The sequence below is a fragment of the Ruegeria sp. N8 genome (assembly GCF_056531325.1).
This window is the reverse complement of sequence record NZ_JBQFLQ010000002.1, coordinates 627156-645859: the sequence shown is the minus strand read 5'-3', so window position 1 is coordinate 645859 and position 18704 is coordinate 627156. Positions and strand designations below refer to the sequence as shown.

Here is an 18704-nt window from a genome sequence, read left to right as displayed (position 1 = left end):
TCAACGGATACGCTCTATGCAAAATCTTGTGTCTTAACGAAAAAAGGCGCCCCGATACAGGCGCCTTTTGTTTGTGGTGCTACGAAGATCACACTTTGAGGTTGGGGATGATCTGCTTTTTCCGGCTCATGATTCCGGGCAGAACCACAGCGTCGCCGTTTACTGACGCACCAAAGCTCTTCTCGGCCACGCCTTTCACAAGGTCATTGGGCACAAGCAGGGTGGCTTCTTCGTTGAGGATGTCGACGACAAACAGCAATACCTGATCAACGCCGTCTTCCTTGGCAACATCCACCATCGACGCGGCCAGGCTGTCTTTGCGGTCCAGAACGACGCCCGGAGCGGTGGTTTCCAGAACTGAAACGCGGAACTTGGTGCCGTCGACTTCGTATTCCTTGCTATCCATGCGGATCAGTTCTGCGTCCGAGAACGAGGATACGTCCGACTTCGCGGCAAACATGTCAGCCGCATAGGCCGAAACGTCCAGACCCAGTTCAGCCGCCAGTTTTTCAGCCACTGCGCGGTCATGGGCGGTGGTGGTGGGCGAGCGGAATTCCAGCGTGTCCGACAGGATGCAGGTCAACGCTGCGCCTTTGACGGCGTCAGGCATTTTGGCAGCGTCGTCGCCCATCAGGTCAACCATGATCGTCGCGGTGCAGGCCAGTGGGCGCACGGTGATGTCGATTGGGCCTTTGGTTTCCAGTCCGCCGACCAGCTTGTGGTGGTCGATGATGGCGCGGATGTCTGCGCTGTTGACGTTGGCGGGCAGTTCGGCGGGGTTGTTGGTGTCAACGATTACAACTGGCACGTCCGCGTCCACGTCGGCGATAATACGCGGCTTGGGCAGGTCCCAGCGCTGCAGCATAAAGGCGGCCTCGGTGTTGGGTTCACCCAGCAGTACGGGTTCAGCCTGTTCACCTTTGACTTCGTTCAGATACCACGACCACAGGATCGGGGAGCCGGTGGAATCGGTGTCGGGGGATTTATGTCCAAATACGAGGGTTGTCATGTCAGCGTCCTGAGGATGGTAAATTTGCGCGCCTTATAGGGTGGTCAGACGCGCTTGTCACCCGGTCTCGGTTACACTGCGACGATACTTAAAACCGGCTTAGAACGGCCCGCGCTCCAGAGTGTAGCCAGCCTGTTCCAACAGGTTCAGAAGCCCATGTTCTCCTCCAAGGTGTCCAGCGCCGACCGCGATCACGGCAGTCTGGTCCTGAATGTCCAGAATATGCGCCATCCAGTTATTGTTGCGACCGATCAGAAGCTGTTCTTCGAACCCGTCCCATTCCTCGTCGAAAATCTCTTCCGTCAGGCCCGAGGTCTCAAGACCCTGCAACCGCGCGAATTGTAGGATTTCGCCGTGTTTCTCTTCGAGATAGGCGTTCAGCATCGTGGCCAGCTGGTCTTCGCTGCTTTCGAAGGCGTCGGCCATTCGGACGAGGGATTGCACCTGCTGTTCCATCGGGAATTCGTTGAACATCGCCATCAATTCCGCCGTTGTCTCAAGCGAGAACTGAGGGATGTCGTATTCGGCCGCCAAATCGGTCAGACGGGCATCCATCCCGTAACTGGCGTTCGGTTCGTGCACCATGCAGGGCGGCACGCCCAAAGTCATGCTGAGAAACCAGGGGCGCATTTTGGCCCCCATCCAGCTTGGGATGCCGCGATCGGCTAGACCTTGTGACAGGGTCTCCCACTGCTCGGCGGGGATCATGTCAATCAGCGTCGGACCCGAGGTGATCAGAACCGGGCTCAGATCCTCGGCCAGACCTTGTTGAAAGGCGTCCATCTCGGCCTTGGTGACTTCGAAATAAAACGCATCCGCCTGGCTGAGCGTTGGCTCTAGCCGTTCGACCACCGCGTCCATGCGGGCGTCATTGGTATGAACGGTGCCGATCAGATGCAGGGTTGCACCGTCCTTGGTGGCGATCCAGTGATTGCCTTCGGGGTAGGGGAAATTAACAAGCGCCTGTTGAATCTGATCCTGCATTTCAGCCGATAAATCTGGGCGCAGGTCGCGCCCCTCGCAGGCCGCATAAGCGCTCAGCGGTAGAAATAGACAAATGAAGATGAACAGAAAACGCATTGGAGCTACCCTTTAAACCTCGGACTTTTTTATTTGTGCCGCGACCTTGCATTGCGCAAGGCATGGGATCAAGCGGTGCAAAGCGCCGCCGGTCCGATCTGTGTCTGGCATTCCACAGCAAATCCCCTAGCATGGCCGTATGGAGCGTGAGCAGGATCTTTACCCCCCCATCAAAGGGTTGTTGGAGCGTCAAGGTTACACCGTCAAGGGTGAGGTGGGTGCTGCCGATATAGTCGCCGTGCGCGCTGAGGAAGATCCGGTGATTGTCGAGCTGAAGCTGCGGTTCTCGCTGGCCTTGTTTCATCAGGCGATCACGCGGCTGAAAGTCACGGATCAGGTTTACATCGGGGTGCTCAAACCCAAAGGGCGCACAGCCCGGCGGGCGCTAAAGGATAATCTGGCTTTGTGTCGCCGTTTGGGGCTTGGTCTGATCACCGTGCGTTCGGATGGTGTGGTTGAGGTTCAGTGTGATCCGGGTCCATATGCGCCGCGAAAGGACAAGGCGCGAAAGGCGCGACTGTTGCGCGAGTTTGACCGGTTGGAGGGCGACCCCAATGCGGGCGGGGCCACGCGTCATGGGATTGTCACCGCCTATCGGCAAGATGCGCTGAAATGTGCGGCGCATCTGGCAGAGTGCGGCGCTACCAAAGGGGCCGAGGTTGCAAAGGCAACCGGTGTGGCCGCAGCTACCCGACTTATGCGAGAGAACCACTATGGGTGGTTCGACAAGATTGAAAAGGGCGTTTATGCCCTGACTGATGCAGGGCAAGAGGGCCTGAAACACTGGGCCTATAGCTGGGAACAGCCCGAATAAGGGCAGAGGTCCAAAAAATCCTTCACAGCTTGTTGACACGGGGAATTGCACCCCCTAGCTATGCGTCGTTATCACTCGACAAGCATGAGTGCTAACGCCCCGCCATCCGGCGAGGGGAGGATTAACAACTTTGAGCCCAAGGAGCTGCAAAGATGGCATTGAAACCGCTTCATGACCGCGTGCTGGTTCGCCGTACCGAAAGCGAAGAAAAAACCGCAGGCGGCCTGATCATTCCTGACAGCGCAAAAGAAAAGCCCAGCGAAGGCGAAGTCGTCGCAACCGGCGAAGGCGCACGCAAGGACAGCGGCGAGCTGATCGCAATGGCTGTGAAAGCTGGCGACAAGATCCTGTTCGGCAAATGGTCGGGCACCGAGGTTCAGGTCGACGGCGAAGAGCTGCTGATGATGAAAGAAAGCGACATCATGGGGATCATCGAGTAAGCCGCGCGCTTCACTCTGATCTTCATTTACAACTTATTTCTCAAGGAGAAACGACATGGCTGCAAAGGACGTCAAGTTCGACACCGATGCCCGTAACCGCATGCTGGCAGGCGTTAACATCCTGGCCGATGCTGTTAAAGTGACCCTGGGCCCCAAAGGCCGCAACGTGGTTCTGGACAAATCCTTCGGTGCACCGCGCATCACCAAAGACGGTGTTTCGGTTGCCAAGGAAATCGAACTGGAAGACAAGTTCGAAAATATGGGCGCGCAGATGGTGAAAGAAGTCGCCAGCCGCACCAATGACGAAGCCGGTGACGGCACCACCACTGCAACTGTTCTGGCTCAAGCAATCGTTCGCGAAGGTCTGAAGCAGGTTGCTGCTGGCCTGAACCCGATGGACTTGAAGCGCGGCATCGACCTGGCAACTGCCAAGGTTGTCGAAGGCATCAAGTCGGCCTCGCGTGAAGTCAAAGACTCGGCAGAAGTTGCTCAGGTTGGCACCATCTCGGCCAACGGCGAAGCCGAAATCGGCCAGCAGATCGCAGACGCGATGCAGAAAGTTGGCAACGAAGGCGTTATCACCGTCGAAGAAAACAAAGGTCTGGAAACCGAGACCGATGTTGTCGAAGGTATGCAGTTCGACCGCGGCTACCTGTCGCCTTACTTCGTCACCAACGCAGACAAGATGATCGCAGAGCTCGACGACTGCATGATCCTACTGCACGAAAAGAAACTGTCCTCGCTGCAGCCGATGGTTCCGCTGCTGGAGCAGGTGATCCAATCGCAGAAGCCGCTGCTGATCATTGCCGAAGACGTTGAAGGCGAAGCGCTGGCAACTCTGGTTGTCAACAAACTGCGCGGCGGCCTGAAAATTGCTGCTGTCAAAGCACCGGGTTTCGGCGATCGCCGCAAAGCCATGCTGCAGGACATCGCGATCCTGACCGGCGGTCAGGTCATCAGCGAAGATCTGGGCATGAAGCTCGAGTCCGTCACCATGGACATGCTGGGCACCGCCAAGAAGATCGAAATCACCAAAGACGAAACCACCATCGTCGACGGTGCAGGCGAGAAAGCCGAGATCGAAGCACGTGTTGCTCAGATCCGCACTCAGATCGAAGAAACCTCGTCGGACTACGACCGTGAGAAGCTGCAAGAGCGCGTTGCCAAACTGGCAGGCGGTGTTGCTGTTATCCGCGTCGGCGGCATGACCGAAGTTGAAGTGAAAGAGCGTAAGGACCGTGTGGACGATGCTCTGAACGCGACCCGCGCTGCTGTGCAGGAAGGCGTTGTCGTGGGCGGCGGTGTTGCTCTGGTTCAGGCCGGTAAAGCACTGGAAGCTCTGGAAGGTGCAAACGCTGACCAGAACGCAGGCATCAACATCGTTCGTAAGGCAATCGAAGCGCCGCTGCGCCAGATCGCTGAAAACGCAGGCGTTGACGGTGCAGTTGTTGCTGGCAAAGTCCGCGAAAGCGGCGACGCAGCGTTCGGCTTCAACGCGCAGACCGAAGAATATGGCGACATGTTCTCGTTCGGCGTGATTGACCCGGCCAAAGTTGTCCGTACTGCACTGGAAGATGCAGCATCGGTTGCTGGCCTGCTGGTCACTACCGAAGCAATGGTTGCCGACAAGCCCCAGAAAGACGCACCCGCTGCTGGCGGCATGCCCGACATGGGCGGCATGGGCGGCATGATGTAAGCACATCGAATTCGCTCAGGCGAATTCTGACGATCCCCCCGATAGGTGCTTGGCCTCTATTGACCAAGCTGTCGAAAGGGAAGCCGCAATATCAAGATGGGGTCGCCTTCGGGCGGCCCCGTTTCGTCAGGAATGCCCGCTGCGCGGACATGCCTCCGGCGGAGGTATTTTTGAACAGAAGAAGAGCGGGCACGGTTTGTCGCCGGGAATGTGAGTGTGCAAATGCGTCCGAACACGCTATGCGGTGGGAATGCGACTGTTTTTGCTGACTGCCCTGACTATGTGCGCCTTTGCGGCGAATTCGATCCTCAACCGTTTGGCCATTGATAGCGGCGCGAGCGACCCTGCCGGGTTTGCCATCGTGCGTGTGTTGGCCGGGGCAGTGGTGTTGGCAGCGCTGGTTTCATTCCGAGGGGGGCAGTTGCCTTTGCGGAACAGGCGTCGCATTGCGGGGGCCGGATCCTTATCCCTGTATATGATCGGGTTTTCTATTGCCTATCTGACCTTGGATGCGGGGTTAGGGGCTTTGATTCTGTTCGCAGTGGTTCAGATCACCATGTTTGCCGTGACATCCGTCACGGGGTCGGCGCCTAGCGCACGGCAGATCGCAGGAGCTGGTATCGCTTTGGCTGGTCTGGCATGGGTTCTGTGGCCGAGCGGAGAGTTTCAGGTGAACCCGGTGGGAGCGGCATTGATGATTGCGGCAGGGGTCGGATGGGCAATCTATTCGCTGGTTGGCCGGTCCGAACCAGATGCGCTGGCCGGAACAGCCGCCAATTTCGTCGTTGCTCTGCCTATCACAGGGCTAGCGTTGTTGCTGGTTGGAGGAGAGTGGAACATGACAGCCACCGGGTATGTACTGGCCGCTTTGTCTGGCGGTGTGACATCTGGGATGGGCTATGCCCTGTGGTATAGGGTTCTGCCGCAGCTGGCCCCGACGACCGCCGCCGTTGTGCAGTTGAGCGTGCCGATCATTGCCATCGTGGGGGGCGTTGCCTTGTTGGGTGAAACCGCCAGCCTACGTCTGATCCTTGGTGCCGCGCTGGTTCTGGGTGGCATTGCGTTGGCTGTTCTGCGCCTGTCGCGGCGCTAGGGGTTTCATCGCGCCCGCTTTGCCCTTATCTGGCCGCTATGAGATATGTGTTGGCCATTATTCTGTTTTTGTTGCCCGCCGCGGCCCATGCGAAATGTGTGGTGTTGCTGCACGGGCTTGCCCGGACCGAGGCGTCCTTTACGGTGATGGAGCAACTCTTTCAGGCGCATGGCTACAATGTTGTGCGGCCCGGATATCCCTCGACCGATCTGCCGATTGCCGAATTGGCGGCTCAGACCCTGCCAGATGCCTTTGCGGCTTGTGGTGACGATACCGTCAACGTGGTGGCGCATTCCATGGGGGGTATCCTGTTGCGTTTCTGGTTGCAGGACAACATGCCCGAAAACCTGGGCCGCGTGGTCATGCTTGGCCCGCCCAATCAGGGTAGCCAACTGGTGGATGAGTTAAGCGCCTACGAGGTCTTTGGTATCCTGAACGGCCCTGCCGGGCTGGCGTTGGGCACAGGTCCCGAAGGTATCCCGCGCAAGTTGCCGCCGGTGGACTTCGAACTTGGGGTGATCGCCGGTGAAAATTCGCTGAACCCGCTTTTTTCATCGCTGATCGAGGGCAAAGATGACGGTAAGGTCTCGGTCGAGACGACCAAGGTCGTGGGCATGAAGGACCATATCGTTCTGCCCGTGACCCATACTTTTATGATGAACAATCCTCGCGTGATGGCGCAAGCACTGCATTTCATCGAATTCGGCCAGTTTGACCCTCAGATTACATGGCTGGATGGCGTGCAAGCCATCATAGATGAGATCTGCCTCGGTTGGGATTGCTCAGAACCAGAATCGGAACCCTCGGAATGAGCGATCTGGCCCTGACGTTCACCGGCGCCGAGGTTCTGTTGCCAGGGGACGGTCTGGCCTTAGCTAATTTGTCGCTTGCAAAAGGAGTCATTCAACCCAATCGCGCTGGCCGCGCCGTTGACCTAAACGGATTTCTCGTTTTACCCGGCATTATCGACCTGCACGGGGATGGGTTCGAACGTCACATCGCGCCGCGCCGTGGGGCGATGAAACAGATGGATGAGGGTATTCTGGCGGTCGAGGCCGAACTGGCGGCCAATGGCATTACCACCGCCGTGCTGGCGCAGTTTTACAGTTGGGAGGGCGGCGTGCGCGGTCCTGAATTTGCAGGGCAGGTCTTTGATGCAATTGCGTCCGTCAGAGACAGCGTTGTGACCGATCTGTTGCCCCAGCTACGGTTCGAGACGTTTATGCTGGACGACTATGTTGATTTGCCGGAGCGAATTGCGGCGTGGCAGGTGCCCTATGTCGTGTTCAACGACCATCTGCCGCATGATCGTCTTGCCGAAGGGCGCAAACCACCGCGTCTGACCGGGCAGGCGTTGAAGGCTGGGCGTAACCCTGAAATGCATTTCGAAATGCTGCTGTCCATGCACGCGCGGGGATCAGAGGTTCCAATGGCATTGGATAGCTTGTGCACGGTGTTGGAAAAGCAAAACGTGCGCATGGGCAGCCATGACGATGCCACTGCCCAAACCCGCGCAGATTGGCGCGCGCGTGGGGCGAAGATATCGGAATTCCCCGAAACGCTCGAAGCTGCCGAAACCGCTCGCGCCGCAGGGGACCATATCATTCTCGGCTCGCCCAATGTGGTGCGCGGGGGCTCGCATAAAGGCAATGTCAGCGCGTTGGACCTGATCACGATGGGGCTCTGTGATGCGTTGGCCTCGGACTATCATTACCCAAGCCCCCGCCGCGCCGCACTGATGCTGGCTAAGTCAGGTTTGTTGGATTTTGCCGAGGCTTGGGCGCTTGTGTCCTCGGGCCCTGCGCGCGTTCTGGGTCTGAATGACCGGGGTACGCTGGCCCCCGGAAAACGCGCGGATCTGACCATTTTGGACAAACAAACCCACCGCGTTGCCGCGACCATGGCAGAGGGGCGCTTCAGCTATATGGCCGGGGATATCGCGGCCCGGTTCCTTGTCTGATCCGCAAACTTCATCTGGCTAAAAATATCCCCGCCGGAGGCATCGCGCACCAGCGCGATTTCCTAGCGCGAAATGCGGTTGAAATGCCCCATCTTGCGGCCTGCCTTGACCTCGGCCTTACCGTAAAGATGCAAGGCTACATCGCGCTCTCTCGCCAAATCAGGCACCCGATCCATGTCATCGCCGATCAGGTTCTCCATCACCACATCACTATGGCGCTGACCGTCGCCCAAGGGCCACCCGGCGACCGCGCGGATATGCTGTTCGAACTGATCCACAGCACAACCGTTCTGCGTCCAGTGGCCCGAGTTATGCACCCGCGGCGCAATCTCATTCACGATCAATCCGCGCGCGGTCACGAACAGCTCGACCCCCATGACGCCCACATAGTCCAGCGCGTTCAGGATATTGGCTGCCAACAGCACCGCATCGGTGCGCTGCGCCGGAGGCAGTCGGGCGGGGACAGTCGTAGTATGCAAGATACCATCGCGGTGGACATTCTCGCCGGGATCGAAACAGGCGACCTGACCATCCAGCCCGCGTGCGGCGATGATCGAGACTTCGTGGCTAAACTCTACAAACCCTTCAAGGATCGCTGGTGCACCCGCCATATCGGCCAGAGCAGCCTCGGCATCTTCGGGCGCGCGCAACCGGGCTTGCCCCTTGCCATCATAACCAAAGCGGCGGGTTTTCAGGATCGCGGGCGTGCCGATTTCCTCAATCGCGGATTTCAGGCTGCCCAGATCGGTGATATCGGCAAAAGGCGCGGTTTGTAGCCCCAGACCTTGCAGAAAGTTCTTCTCGGTCAGCCGATCCTGACTGACTCGCAACGCCTCGCGGCCCGGGCGAATGGGGCGGTGTGCCTCCAGCAGGTCCAGAGCCTCGGTCGGGATGTTCTCGAACTCATAGGTGATAACATCGACCGACTCGGCAAAGGCGCGCAGGGCGTCGGCATCGTCATAGGCGGCTGTGGTCACGCGGTCTGCGACCTGACCGGCGGGCGGGTTCGCGCCAGGCTCGAATATATGCGTCACAAAGCCCAGTCGCGCTGCGGCAACGGACAGCATCCGGCCCAGTTGTCCACCGCCAAGGATGCCAATCGTGGCTCCGGGTGCAAGCATGTCCGTCATTCTTCAGGTCTCCAGCCGTTTGCCGATTGCAGTCAGGGCGTCGCGCAGGGCCGCATGGGCCTTGCCCGCTTGCAGGGTTCGCGTCATTTGCAAGCTCAGTGTTCCGTCGGTTGCCAGCGCATCGCGTTCGGCGGCAAGCCGACCAGCCTGACCCTTTTCCATGCTGGCCAGGAAACCAGCCATCAATTGGGTCGTGTAGAATTCCGCACCATCCGCATCGCCGGTCTGTTCGGTTAGCCAATCCACGCCGGTGGTCAGCAGATCCAGAACACCCGGAACCATCGCGCAGATAGCAAAATGAGCATTAAGCGAGGCCTCATTGGCTACTTTCACAACCGGGTTTTCGGGGCCCATCAGACCCGCCAACAGATCATCGTTCCCGTAAGCCGCCAAGGGGCAACCGCCCTGTTCCAAAAAGCCCAGAGGGATCGTCTGCACGAAATCCCCCGCAGGGGCGCAGAGCGACCTGAGATCTGCCTCGGACACTGCCGCCATCACCGAAACGATCCGATGGTCGGCCCGAAAGGACAGGGGGGCCAGCACATCCGTTGCAACATGCGGACGCAGACACAGGAACACGATCTCGGACTGGTCGATCACCGATTGCGGATCGCCGACCGTTGCGTTGATGTCGACCTTCAGTGCTGCCGACACGGTGGCGTTACGCTCGGTCACATAAATCTCATGCCCTTTACGGGCCAGCAGCCGGGCAATTGGCGCTGCGATGTGGCCGGTGCCGATGAACCCGACACGGCTCATCCTTGTGGCTCTTCCGGGATCGAGGCCGACAGCGCTGCGCGCCACGCATCCAGCCGCTGCGCCAGAGCGTCATCCTGCAAAGCCAGAATACCAGCTGCCATCAGGCCTGCATTGGCCCCACCGGCGGCGCCAATCGCCATGGTCGCCACAGGAAACCCCTTGGGCATCTGAACGATGGAATAGAGGGAATCGACACCCGACAAGGCGCGCGTCTGTACCGGCACGCCAATCACTGGCACGCGGGTTTTTGAGGCCATCATACCCGGTAGGTGCGCCGCCCCTCCGGCTCCTGCGATGATCACATGCAGGCCACGCGACACTGCGGTCTTGCCATAGTCCCAAAGACGGTCAGGGGTACGGTGGGCGGACACGATACGCTTTTCATAGGCAATGCCCAACTCGTCCAGAATATCGGCGGCCTCTTTCATCGTGGGCCAGTCCGATTGGCTGCCCATGATGATCCCCACTTTCACATCGCTCATCCGCTTTACGCCCCTGCCTGATGAAAGAGCGCGCACTATAGCCAAATCCGCATTCGTGGCAATGCGTCAGGCGATGATGTCAGGGGTCAGACGGTCTTCGATCAGACGAATAATGTCCTTGAGCCGCAGTTTCTGCTTTTTCAAGCGCTTGACGGTCAGTTGATCGGCCGTTCCGGTGGATTGCAGCGCCTCGATCGCTTCGTCCAGATCGCGGTGCTGGCGGCGAAAAACCTCCAGCTCGACCCGCAAAACGTCATCGGTTTTCATCGAAAGATCGGTGGGCGCGTTCATGAGCGACTCAGTGACTATTGTGGTGCTTGTCACACAAGATAGTGTGTCAGGGTTTATCCTGCCAGACCTTGTGGACATCCAGGTACATTCCCATATTCTATTGTACGCGGTTGCCGGAACGGGGCCGCACAACACGTCGCTTTGGCAATAAAGGACGAAATACGTGTCTAAACTTACCTTGGGCTCATACCCGCATCTTTTGGGGTTCGAGCAACTGGAACGCCTTCTGGAACGGTCTGCAAAGGCCGGAAATGAGGGGTATCCGCCCTACAATATCGAACAAACCTCGGATTATTCCTACCGCATCACGCTGGCCGTAGCCGGATTTGCCGAGCAAGATCTGTCGATCACCATCGAGGATCGCCAACTGGTGATCCGGGGCCGTCAACGCGACGACAGCGAGGGGCGCATCTTCCTGCATCGCGGCATCGCGGCACGTCAGTTCCAGCGAATGTTCGTGCTGGCCGACGGAGTCGAGGTGGGCGAGGCGATCATGGAAAACGGTCTGCTGCATGTGGATCTGACCCGCGCCGTGCCGGAAACCGTGGTGCAAACGATCAACATAAGAAAGGGGTAAGAGCAATGAATACACCGGTACAAATAGACGCTAATGGCGACCGTATCGTCTATGTGAAGAAGGTCGAGATTACCGACCTGCCGCGCGAGGTGCGTGAACAGGCGGGTGATCTGGATACGCTCTATGCGGTACATGATTCCGATGGCCAACGCCTGGCTCTGGTCGCCGACCGCAAGCTGGCGTTCAACCTCGCGCGCGAGCATGACTTTTCGCCGGTGGCCGTGCACTGACACGGCCCCTGAGGCGTTTTCCCCGTGACATCCGCCGCTCGCCGGGCCAGATATGCCGTGCAATGGCATGGGATGCGCGGGAATGAGCTGGTTCGATTTTGACTGGGTGGATGCTTTTACCGACCGGGCGTTTGGCGGCAATGGATGTGCTGTGGTGCATAACGCAGCCCATCTGTCGGACACAACCTGCATGGCCTATGTGCAAGAGACGTCTTTGGTCGAATGCACCTTTACCGGCCCCTCTGACGTGGCCGACATCCGGGTTCGGTATTTCCTGGCCAGCCGTGAAATTCCCTTTGCCGGACATCCCACCATTGCCACCGTCGCGGCCATGCGGTCGCGTGGTCTGTTTCAGGGCGATGCCCTGACGCTTGAGACCGGTGCCGGGATCGTCGATATCCGCCTGAATGGTGATGAGATCGAGATGACGCAGATCGCGCCCCAATTCGGCGCGCAGGTCCCAGTTGAACTGGTGGCCGAAACGATCGGCCTGCCGACCGATGCCATCATTTCCCCGCCGCAATTCGTGTCTACCGGTCTGCCGTTCTGCATCACGGTTCTGCGCGATCACGCGGCGTTGCGCGCCGCAAAACTGGTGGAAGGTCCATTGCGAGAGGTTGCGGCCAAAGCAGGATTTTCCGGATCGGACATGGCCGAGCCATTTCTTGTGACGCTGCAAGGCGCGACCGGGGCGGGTGACACGTTCTCGCGCCTGCTGCTGGCCCCACCCAGCCCACCCGAGGATCCGTTCACAGGTTCTGCCACCGGTGCGATGGCGGCTTATCTGTGGAAATACCGGCTGATGGGCAAGGACAGCTTCATCGCCGAACAGGGCCATGACATGGGCCGTCCGGGTCAGGCCACCGTCACGCGCGTTGGCCCACCAGAGGCAATGACCGGTATCAAGGTCGCCGGACGCGGCCATGTGCTGATGCGTGGGCAGGTCGACCTGCCCGAGGGGGCCTGATGTCCGAGCCCGCGATTGCCATTCTGCCCTATGGGCACCGGTTGGGGCCGAAACTGGCCGCGGTTCCCCTCAGCGATCTGATCTGGCCCGAGGGTTGCCCGGATCGCCTGATCGGTAAAACCGTCGGAGATCTTGAATCTACCGATCACCTGATCATGTATCCCAATTCTACCGTGCATCTGCGGTTGCGCCGGGGTACCCGCGCGCAGATTTCGCTGATGATGGGGGAACCCTCGGCCATCCACGCAAAACACGACCGGATGCTGCGCTGGACATGGCGGCGGTTCTTTCGCGTGCTGACCTTCCATGACGTCCTGCTGCAAGGCATCCCGAACGCGGTTTTTCTGCCCTATGGCGTCACCATGGTGCCGGAGTGGCAGGCGTTGTCCGTCGAAAAGACCAAATCCTGTTCGCTGATCGCCTCGGCCAAGCGCGATCTGGAAGGTCACCAGCTGCGCCATTCGGTGATCGACTGGGTGCGCGAAACGGGCGCGGATGTCGATATCATGGGCCGTGGTTATATGCCGTTTGAGCAGAAATCCGACGGGTTGGCACCTTATCGCTATTCCGTGGTGATCGAGAATGTGCGGGAGCGGAATTATTTCTCGGAAAAACTGACCGATGCAATCCTCTGCGCCACCGTTCCGATCTATTGGGGCTGCCCGAATATCGAGGATTTCTTCGACACATCGGGCATGATCCTGTGCGAATCCGAGGCCGATATTCACCGTGCCATTCAAGTCGCCTCGCCCGAGGACTACGCTGCGCGCCTGCCACATCTTCAGGCGATCCAGCCCAAAGCGGCCGAGGTCGGAGACTTCGAATCCCGCGCCGTTGCGGCCATCCGTGCCGCGCTTCGAACATGAAAAAAGGCCCCCGCGGTGCGAGGGCCTGTGACTGTTTGGATGCAGCTTAGGACGCGGCGATCAGGCCCATGCTCTCCAGTTTTAGCAGCACCTGATGGGCGCAGTTGTCGACATCGACATTCTCGGTCTCGACGCTCAGTTCAGGGTTCTGCGGCACATCATAAGGGTCCGAGATACCGGTGAATTCCTTGATCTTGCCTTCGCGCGCGAGCTTATACAGGCCCTTGCGGTCGCGGCGCTCGCATTCCTCGATACTGGTGGCGACGTGGACCTCGCAGAAGGCACCGAATTGCTCGACCTCTTCGCGCACGGCGCGGCGGGTGGTGGCATAGGGCGCAATGGGCGCACAGATGGCGATGCCACCGTTCTTGGTGATCTCGGAAGCAACGTACCCGATACGACGGATGTTCAGGTCGCGGTGTTCCTTCGAGAATCCCAGCTCTGACGACAGGTTCTTACGCACGATGTCACCGTCCAGCAGGGTTACAGGGCGGCCGCCCATCTCCATCAGCTTGACCATAAGCGCGTTGGCGATGGTGGATTTGCCCGAGCCCGAGAAGCCGGTGAAAAACACGGTAAAGCCCTGCTGGCTGCGTGGTGGTTTGGTCTTGCGCAGCTCGGCCACAACCTCGGGGAAGCTGAACCATTCGGGGATTTCCAAACCTTCCGCCAGACGGCGGCGCAGCTCGGTACCCGAGATGTTCAGGATGGTGACGTCATCCTTGTCCAGAATCTCGTCATTCGGTTCGTATTGGGCGCGTTCCTGCACATAGACCATGTGTTTGAAATCAACCATCTCAACACCGATTTCATCCTGATGCTGGCGGAACAGGTCTTGCGCGTCATAGGGGCCATAGAAATCTTCTCCGGCCGAGTTCTTGCCGGGGCCCGCATGGTCGCGACCCACGATGAAGTGGGTACAGCCGTGGTTGGCACGGATCAGGCCATGCCAGACCGCTTCGCGCGGGCCAGCCATACGCATCGCCAGGTTCAGCAGGCTCATTGAGGTGGTCGAGGCTGGATACTTGTCCAGAACCGCCTCATAGCAGCGCACGCGGGTAAAGTGGTCGACGTCGCCGGGCTTGGTCATGCCGACAACCGGGTGGATCAGCAGGTTGGCCTGCGCCTCTTTGGCGGCGCGGAAGGTCAGTTCCTGGTGGGCGCGGTGCAGCGGGTTGCGGGTTTGGAATGCAACGATGCGACGCCAGCCCAGCTTGCGGAAGAACGCGCGCAACTCGTTCGGAGTGTCACGCCGGGCGCGGAAATCATAGTGGACAGGCTGCTGGATGCCGGTGACAGGGCCGCCCAGATAGACCTTGCCCGCCACATTGTGCAGATAGTTCACCGCAGGGTGCGCATCGTCATCCGCGCCGAACACCTTTCCGGCCTCGCGCGCTTTGTCCGGGGTCCAGCGGTCGGTCACAGTCATGGTGCCCAGAATGACACCTTCCTGGTCGCGCAGGGCGATGTCCTGACCCAGTTCGATGCTTTCGGCAAAGTCTTCGCTGACATCCAGAGTGATCGGCATCGGCCACAGCGTGCCATCAGCCAGACGCATATTCTCGACCACATTGTCGTAATCGGCCTCGGACAGGAAACCTTTGAGCGGGTTGAATCCGCCGTTCATCAGCAGTTCCAGGTCGCAGATCTGGCGCGGGCTCAGGTCCCAGCTGGTCAGGTCGGCAGCTTCTACTTTCAGTTTCTGCGCCGACTCGTAGGAAACATACAGTTCAGGGATCGGAGCCAGATTGCTCAACATCGTCATGGGAATACTCTTGTCGAAGTTCGGTTTTTACCGGTGGTTCAGTGTCTTTGCGGGGCGTTTGCCCCGACTGTGGGGCGAAGTCCATATACATTCAGGTAATTAAGGACGATATGCGCAGTTTTTACTGCGTTTGGAAGGATTTTTTGACCGGTAGAAGTTTTGAGGACGAAATTCCCGACGATTTACGGTTCGCAGGTGAATTTAGTACGTATGTTCTATTCTGCGGCGGTGGCTGTAAGATCGGTAGCGCTGGTCACAGGCAAGGCGGGAATCGGTCGCGTGACCCCGCGCAAATCAAACGACTTCAAGCCGCTTTGATCTCCGCCGAATCCGGCGGCCTGAAGCAATTCGGACGACACCAGCAGCTCGACCCCAAGGTCCTTGGTTTGCCCTTCTAGCCTGCTGGCAACGTTAACAGCATCGCCGATGATCGTGCGCGTTGCGGTGCCTGCTGCGCCAATTTCACCCAAAACCAGATCTCCCAGATGCAGACCCATTCCGATGCGGATACGTGGGCTGCCTTCCGCTTCTAGCCGCTGATTGAATTGAACGAGGGCGCGACTGACATTTATGGCTGCCTGCAACCCTGCGCGGGCCGAACTTTCTGTATCGGGTGTTTCAAACACCGCCAGCAGACCATCCCCCATGTATTTATCGACCACCCCGCGCTCGGCGGTGATGGCGGGCACGATGGCGTCAAAGAACCGGTTCAGCAGGAATACGATGTCATAGGGCAACTGACCCGTCGTCCGAGAGGTAAAACCACGCATGTCCAGAAAAAGAACGGCCAGTTTGCGCTCTTGTCCCTGGCTGGAATGTGCGCGTTGCCGACCGCCGTCGGGGCGGAACATGCGAAACGCGGTCAACGGTTCTGTTGGTCGAATCTGACAGGCCAGGCGCGCTTTTCTTGGAGCACCCACGGCTGCAAGGCTGCGCGCCTCGACCTCGCTAGGCGAGGGGAGGGCGTCTGCCCCATCCTCGACAATCACCCGACAGGTTGTGCAGCGTCCTTTACCCCCGCACAATGCAGTGTGCGGGATGCCATTGGCTTGCGAAATCTCCAGCAATGTCATGCCTTTTTCGGCGACGACTTCGGGGCCTTCCACGTATTTCACCCGGACCGAGTGCCTGCGCCGCAGCAATTTGCGCACTGCGAAAACAGTTAATGAGGCCCCCAGCGCGATCCAGAAAGCCGTGACAGCATTGCTCTTGATGCTGAACAGTGCCTGAAAGTCCTGTTGAGACGGCCAGTTATAGTGGTCGATATACTGGTCACGCAGAAACGGATCGGCGAAATCCAACCAGAGGCGCCGTCCCTCGGTCAGCAATCCGGCCAGCGCGAACGACGGGACAAACACCGCCAACCCGATCAGGTAGGGCGCAGTTTTTGACCACCAATCGGTCAGGCGCAGCCACATGTGAAGGCCAATGCAGCTGTGAATCCAGACAATCAGCAGCAATGCGCTTTGCAGCCAGATCGCGCTGCTATTCCACATCAGGATGATGATATAGCCCATCTCGTCATTGACGTCATAGACCTCGTGCGCGTAGCGCGTATAGACGATATGAGTGATCAGCTGCAGCGGGATCAGCAGGCCCAGCACCACCTGCAGCGCCGTGCTGACCGGCATTCTGAGCGTCCTGCGCTGGCTGATCGAATACAGCGCCAAGCCTGTGTGCACAAACAACGCCAAATACAGAAACGCACTGCCGATGTCATGGCGCGTCACTGCGTGGCGGCCATCCTGCATCCCGTGCAGGTAATCGGTATGAAACAACCCCAACCCGATGTTGATGAAGTGAAAAAAGGCGAAGGCAAACAGGACCAGGCCGCTGCCGATCCTCAGCCGGGTTGCCCACCCGCCTTGCCATAGAACGCTACTCAATCAAATCACCTGCACGCGCTTTGTCTGAAGCCGAGTCTGGTACGGGGGAGGCGACGGGTCAAGAATAAGGCGGAACCCAAGCGGTCGCAGGCGCATCGACATGGATCACGTCAGCCGAAATTTTGAACAGCACGAGATGGCTGAGGTCTGGCCGGGACCGAGAGCTGTAGATCAGCCCGTCCGCCTCTTGCGCGCGGGCCGCTTCCGAGAACTGCCAGGTGGGCGAGGGACGGTCCATCTCCTGCCACACGACCGAGGCTGTGCGTTGTCCGCGCAGGTCGACAAGGCGTGCTTTGGTGATCCGGGCCTGTTGCAAAACGCGCGGGGGATCATCCTTGCCGACATAGCGCCGGATCGCGACCGCAGCCCCATCGGCGCTGAGTGACGCATAAAGCGCTGCCTGCCCTGCAAAATGAAAACGCCCCTCGGGCGCCTTTGCAGGGGCCAGAGGGGCGTCGCATTGGGACAAAAACAGAATTCTCCAGACCGGGCCGGAGAATTCCAACACCGTGTTATTCCTGCTCTGCAAGGAAGCGTTCGGCGTCCAGCGCGGCCATACAGCCCATACCGGCGCTGGTGACAGCCTGACGATAGATGTGGTCGGTCAGGTCCCCGGCGGCGAAAACACCGGGGATCGAGGTTTCGGTCGAGCCCGGCTTGGTTACGACATAGCCGCCCATATGGGTTTCCAGCGTGTCCTTGACCAGCTCATTGGCTGGGGCATGACCGATGGCGACAAAGACACCCTTACACGGGATCTCGGTGATCTCGCCGGTTTTGACGTTCTTGACACGTACACCTTCGACGCCCAGCGGGGCATCAGTGCCGACGACCTCGTCCAGTTCATGAAACCAAAGCGGTTCGATCTTTTCGTTTTTGAACAGACGGTCCTGCAGGATTTTCTCGGCTCGCAACTCGTCGCGGCGGTGGATCAGAGTGACCTTGCTGGCGAAGTTGGTCAGAAACAGCGCCTCTTCCACGGCGGTGTTGCCGCCGCCGATGACCACGATCTCTTGCCCGCGATAGAAGAACCCGTCGCAGGTGGCGCAGGCCGAGACGCCAAAGCCCTTGAACTTGTCCTCGGACGGCAGGCCCAGCCATTTGGCGCGGGCGCCTGTCGCCAGAATGACGGCGTCGGCCGTATAGGTCGTGCCGCTGTCGCCCGTGGCGGTGAAGGGGCGTTTGCGGACATCCAGATCGCTGATGATGTCGCCGATGATCTCACACCCCATAGCTGCGGCATGTTCCTGCATCTTGATCATCAGATCGGGGCCCTGCACCTCGGTAAAGCCGGGGTAGTTTTCGACTTCGGTCGTGGTGGTCAGCTGACCGCCGGGCTCGATGCCCTGAACCAGAATCGGGTTCAGCATCGCGCGGCTGGCATAGACGCCCGCCGTGTATCCGGCAGGTCCCGACCCGATGATCAGAACCTTGGTGTGTTTCGTTTCGGCCATGGTACCCCCAACTCGATATGCCTGACTTGGGCGCTTGGCCCCTTGGCGATTGGATATAGCGACCCAGTGGCGACGCTTAAAGCCCCTTCCTGATGGGTATCGGCCTTGCGGCTATGGAATGGCAATGAAACAAAGAATGTTGCGCAGAGGCGAAATATTATTGCGCATCAAGTGGGTGCTGATATAACAACTGAAAAAAATTCAG

At 59.0% G+C, this 18704-nt stretch carries 20 protein-coding genes; 10 read left to right on the top strand and 10 right to left on the bottom strand.

All coding sequences use genetic code 11. From position 1 onward, the window contains the following. Positions 1-88: 88 nt before the first annotated feature. Complete coding sequence (locus ACR0C5_RS07320) at positions 89-1009, bottom strand: manganese-dependent inorganic pyrophosphatase (RefSeq protein ID WP_170769022.1); 921 nt, start codon at positions 1007-1009, stop codon at positions 89-91. A gap of 99 nt (positions 1010-1108) precedes the next feature. After that, positions 1109-2089 (bottom strand): TraB/GumN family protein, encoded by a 981-nt coding sequence (locus tag ACR0C5_RS07315; protein WP_170769023.1) that lies wholly within the window; start codon positions 2087-2089, stop codon positions 1109-1111. A 139-nt stretch (positions 2090-2228) separates the two neighbouring features. Between ACR0C5_RS07315 and ACR0C5_RS07310 the strand changes: the two genes are divergently transcribed. The 6 genes from ACR0C5_RS07310 (at position 2229) to ACR0C5_RS07285 (ending at position 8092) form a co-directional block, all read left to right on the top strand. Further along, complete coding sequence (locus ACR0C5_RS07310) at positions 2229-2903, top strand: DUF2161 domain-containing phosphodiesterase (protein WP_170769024.1); 675 nt, start codon at positions 2229-2231, stop codon at positions 2901-2903. A gap of 152 nt (positions 2904-3055) precedes the next feature. Continuing rightward, positions 3056-3343, top strand: a complete 288-nt coding sequence (groES, locus tag ACR0C5_RS07305) for a co-chaperone GroES (protein WP_170352338.1) — start codon at positions 3056-3058, stop codon at positions 3341-3343. Between the two features lie 55 nt (positions 3344-3398). Further along, on the top strand, positions 3399-5039 hold the full coding sequence (gene groL, locus ACR0C5_RS07300; RefSeq protein WP_170440794.1) for a chaperonin GroEL: 1641 nt from the start codon (positions 3399-3401) through the stop codon (positions 5037-5039). A gap of 250 nt (positions 5040-5289) precedes the next feature. Then, positions 5290-6132 carry a DMT family transporter gene (locus ACR0C5_RS07295; protein WP_480875620.1) on the top strand — a complete coding sequence of 281 codons (843 nt, stop codon included), beginning with the start codon at positions 5290-5292 and terminating at the stop codon, positions 6130-6132. Positions 6133-6170: 38 nt separating this feature from the next. Next, complete coding sequence (locus ACR0C5_RS07290) at positions 6171-6944, top strand: alpha/beta fold hydrolase (protein WP_480875617.1); 774 nt, start codon at positions 6171-6173, stop codon at positions 6942-6944. Then, positions 6941-8092 carry an alpha-D-ribose 1-methylphosphonate 5-triphosphate diphosphatase gene (locus tag ACR0C5_RS07285; RefSeq protein WP_480875614.1) on the top strand — a complete coding sequence of 384 codons (1152 nt, stop codon included), beginning with the start codon at positions 6941-6943 and terminating at the stop codon, positions 8090-8092. The genes ACR0C5_RS07290 and ACR0C5_RS07285 overlap by 4 nt, the downstream gene beginning before the upstream one ends. Before the next feature lie 62 nt (positions 8093-8154). Here ACR0C5_RS07285 and ACR0C5_RS07280 read toward each other — a convergent pair whose 3' ends face one another. The 4 genes from ACR0C5_RS07280 to ACR0C5_RS07265 all read right to left on the bottom strand — a co-directional run bounded on the left by ACR0C5_RS07280 (position 8155) and on the right by ACR0C5_RS07265 (position 10754). Continuing rightward, entirely contained in the window at positions 8155-9222 is a 1068-nt protein-coding gene (locus ACR0C5_RS07280; protein ID WP_480875613.1) for a 5-(carboxyamino)imidazole ribonucleotide synthase, read from the bottom strand. Positions 9223-9225: 3 nt separating this feature from the next. Further along, entirely contained in the window at positions 9226-9981 is a 756-nt protein-coding gene (locus tag ACR0C5_RS07275; RefSeq protein ID WP_170788173.1) for an NAD(P)-binding domain-containing protein, read from the bottom strand. Next, positions 9978-10463 (bottom strand): 5-(carboxyamino)imidazole ribonucleotide mutase, encoded by a 486-nt coding sequence (purE, locus tag ACR0C5_RS07270; RefSeq protein WP_480503294.1) that lies wholly within the window; start codon positions 10461-10463, stop codon positions 9978-9980. The genes ACR0C5_RS07275 and purE overlap by 4 nt, the downstream gene beginning before the upstream one ends. A 66-nt stretch (positions 10464-10529) precedes the next feature. After that, positions 10530-10754, bottom strand: a complete 225-nt coding sequence (locus ACR0C5_RS07265) for a YdcH family protein (protein WP_170736696.1) — start codon at positions 10752-10754, stop codon at positions 10530-10532. 163 nt (positions 10755-10917) lie between these two features. On the opposite strand from ACR0C5_RS07265, the gene ACR0C5_RS07260 reads away from it, so the two are divergent. The 4 genes from ACR0C5_RS07260 (at position 10918) to ACR0C5_RS07245 (ending at position 13394) form a co-directional block, all read left to right on the top strand. Further along, the gene (locus ACR0C5_RS07260; protein WP_170769031.1) at positions 10918-11331 is read left to right on the top strand and encodes an Hsp20 family protein; all 414 of its coding nucleotides are present in this window, start codon (positions 10918-10920) and stop codon (positions 11329-11331) included. 5 nt (positions 11332-11336) lie between these two features. Continuing rightward, entirely contained in the window at positions 11337-11561 is a 225-nt protein-coding gene (locus ACR0C5_RS07255; protein ID WP_170769032.1) for a DUF1150 family protein, read from the top strand. A gap of 82 nt (positions 11562-11643) precedes the next feature. Continuing rightward, entirely contained in the window at positions 11644-12528 is an 885-nt protein-coding gene (locus ACR0C5_RS07250) for a PhzF family phenazine biosynthesis protein (protein ID WP_480875608.1), read from the top strand. Next, a complete protein-coding gene (locus ACR0C5_RS07245; RefSeq protein ID WP_480875605.1) occupies positions 12528-13394 on the top strand; it encodes a glycosyltransferase family 10 domain-containing protein in 867 nt (288 codons plus the stop codon). Before ACR0C5_RS07250 ends, ACR0C5_RS07245 begins: the two co-directional genes overlap by 1 nt. Positions 13395-13440: 46 nt before the next feature. Here ACR0C5_RS07245 and ACR0C5_RS07240 read toward each other — a convergent pair whose 3' ends face one another. From ACR0C5_RS07240 to trxB, 4 genes are all read right to left on the bottom strand, one after another. Then, entirely contained in the window at positions 13441-15159 is a 1719-nt protein-coding gene (locus tag ACR0C5_RS07240; RefSeq protein WP_170788177.1) for a bifunctional sulfate adenylyltransferase/adenylylsulfate kinase, read from the bottom strand. Positions 15160-15374: 215 nt separating this feature from the next. Continuing rightward, positions 15375-17045: an adenylate/guanylate cyclase domain-containing protein gene (locus tag ACR0C5_RS07235; RefSeq protein ID WP_480875602.1), complete on the bottom strand. Its 1671-nt coding sequence runs from the start codon at positions 17043-17045 to the stop codon at positions 15375-15377. A gap of 58 nt (positions 17046-17103) precedes the next feature. Further along, on the bottom strand, positions 17104-17553 hold the full coding sequence (locus ACR0C5_RS07230; protein ID WP_170788179.1) for an RES family NAD+ phosphorylase: 450 nt from the start codon (positions 17551-17553) through the stop codon (positions 17104-17106). Positions 17554-17557: 4 nt separating this feature from the next. Next, positions 17558-18499: a thioredoxin-disulfide reductase gene (gene trxB / locus ACR0C5_RS07225; RefSeq protein WP_480875599.1), complete on the bottom strand. Its 942-nt coding sequence runs from the start codon at positions 18497-18499 to the stop codon at positions 17558-17560. Positions 18500-18704 lie beyond the last annotated feature (205 nt).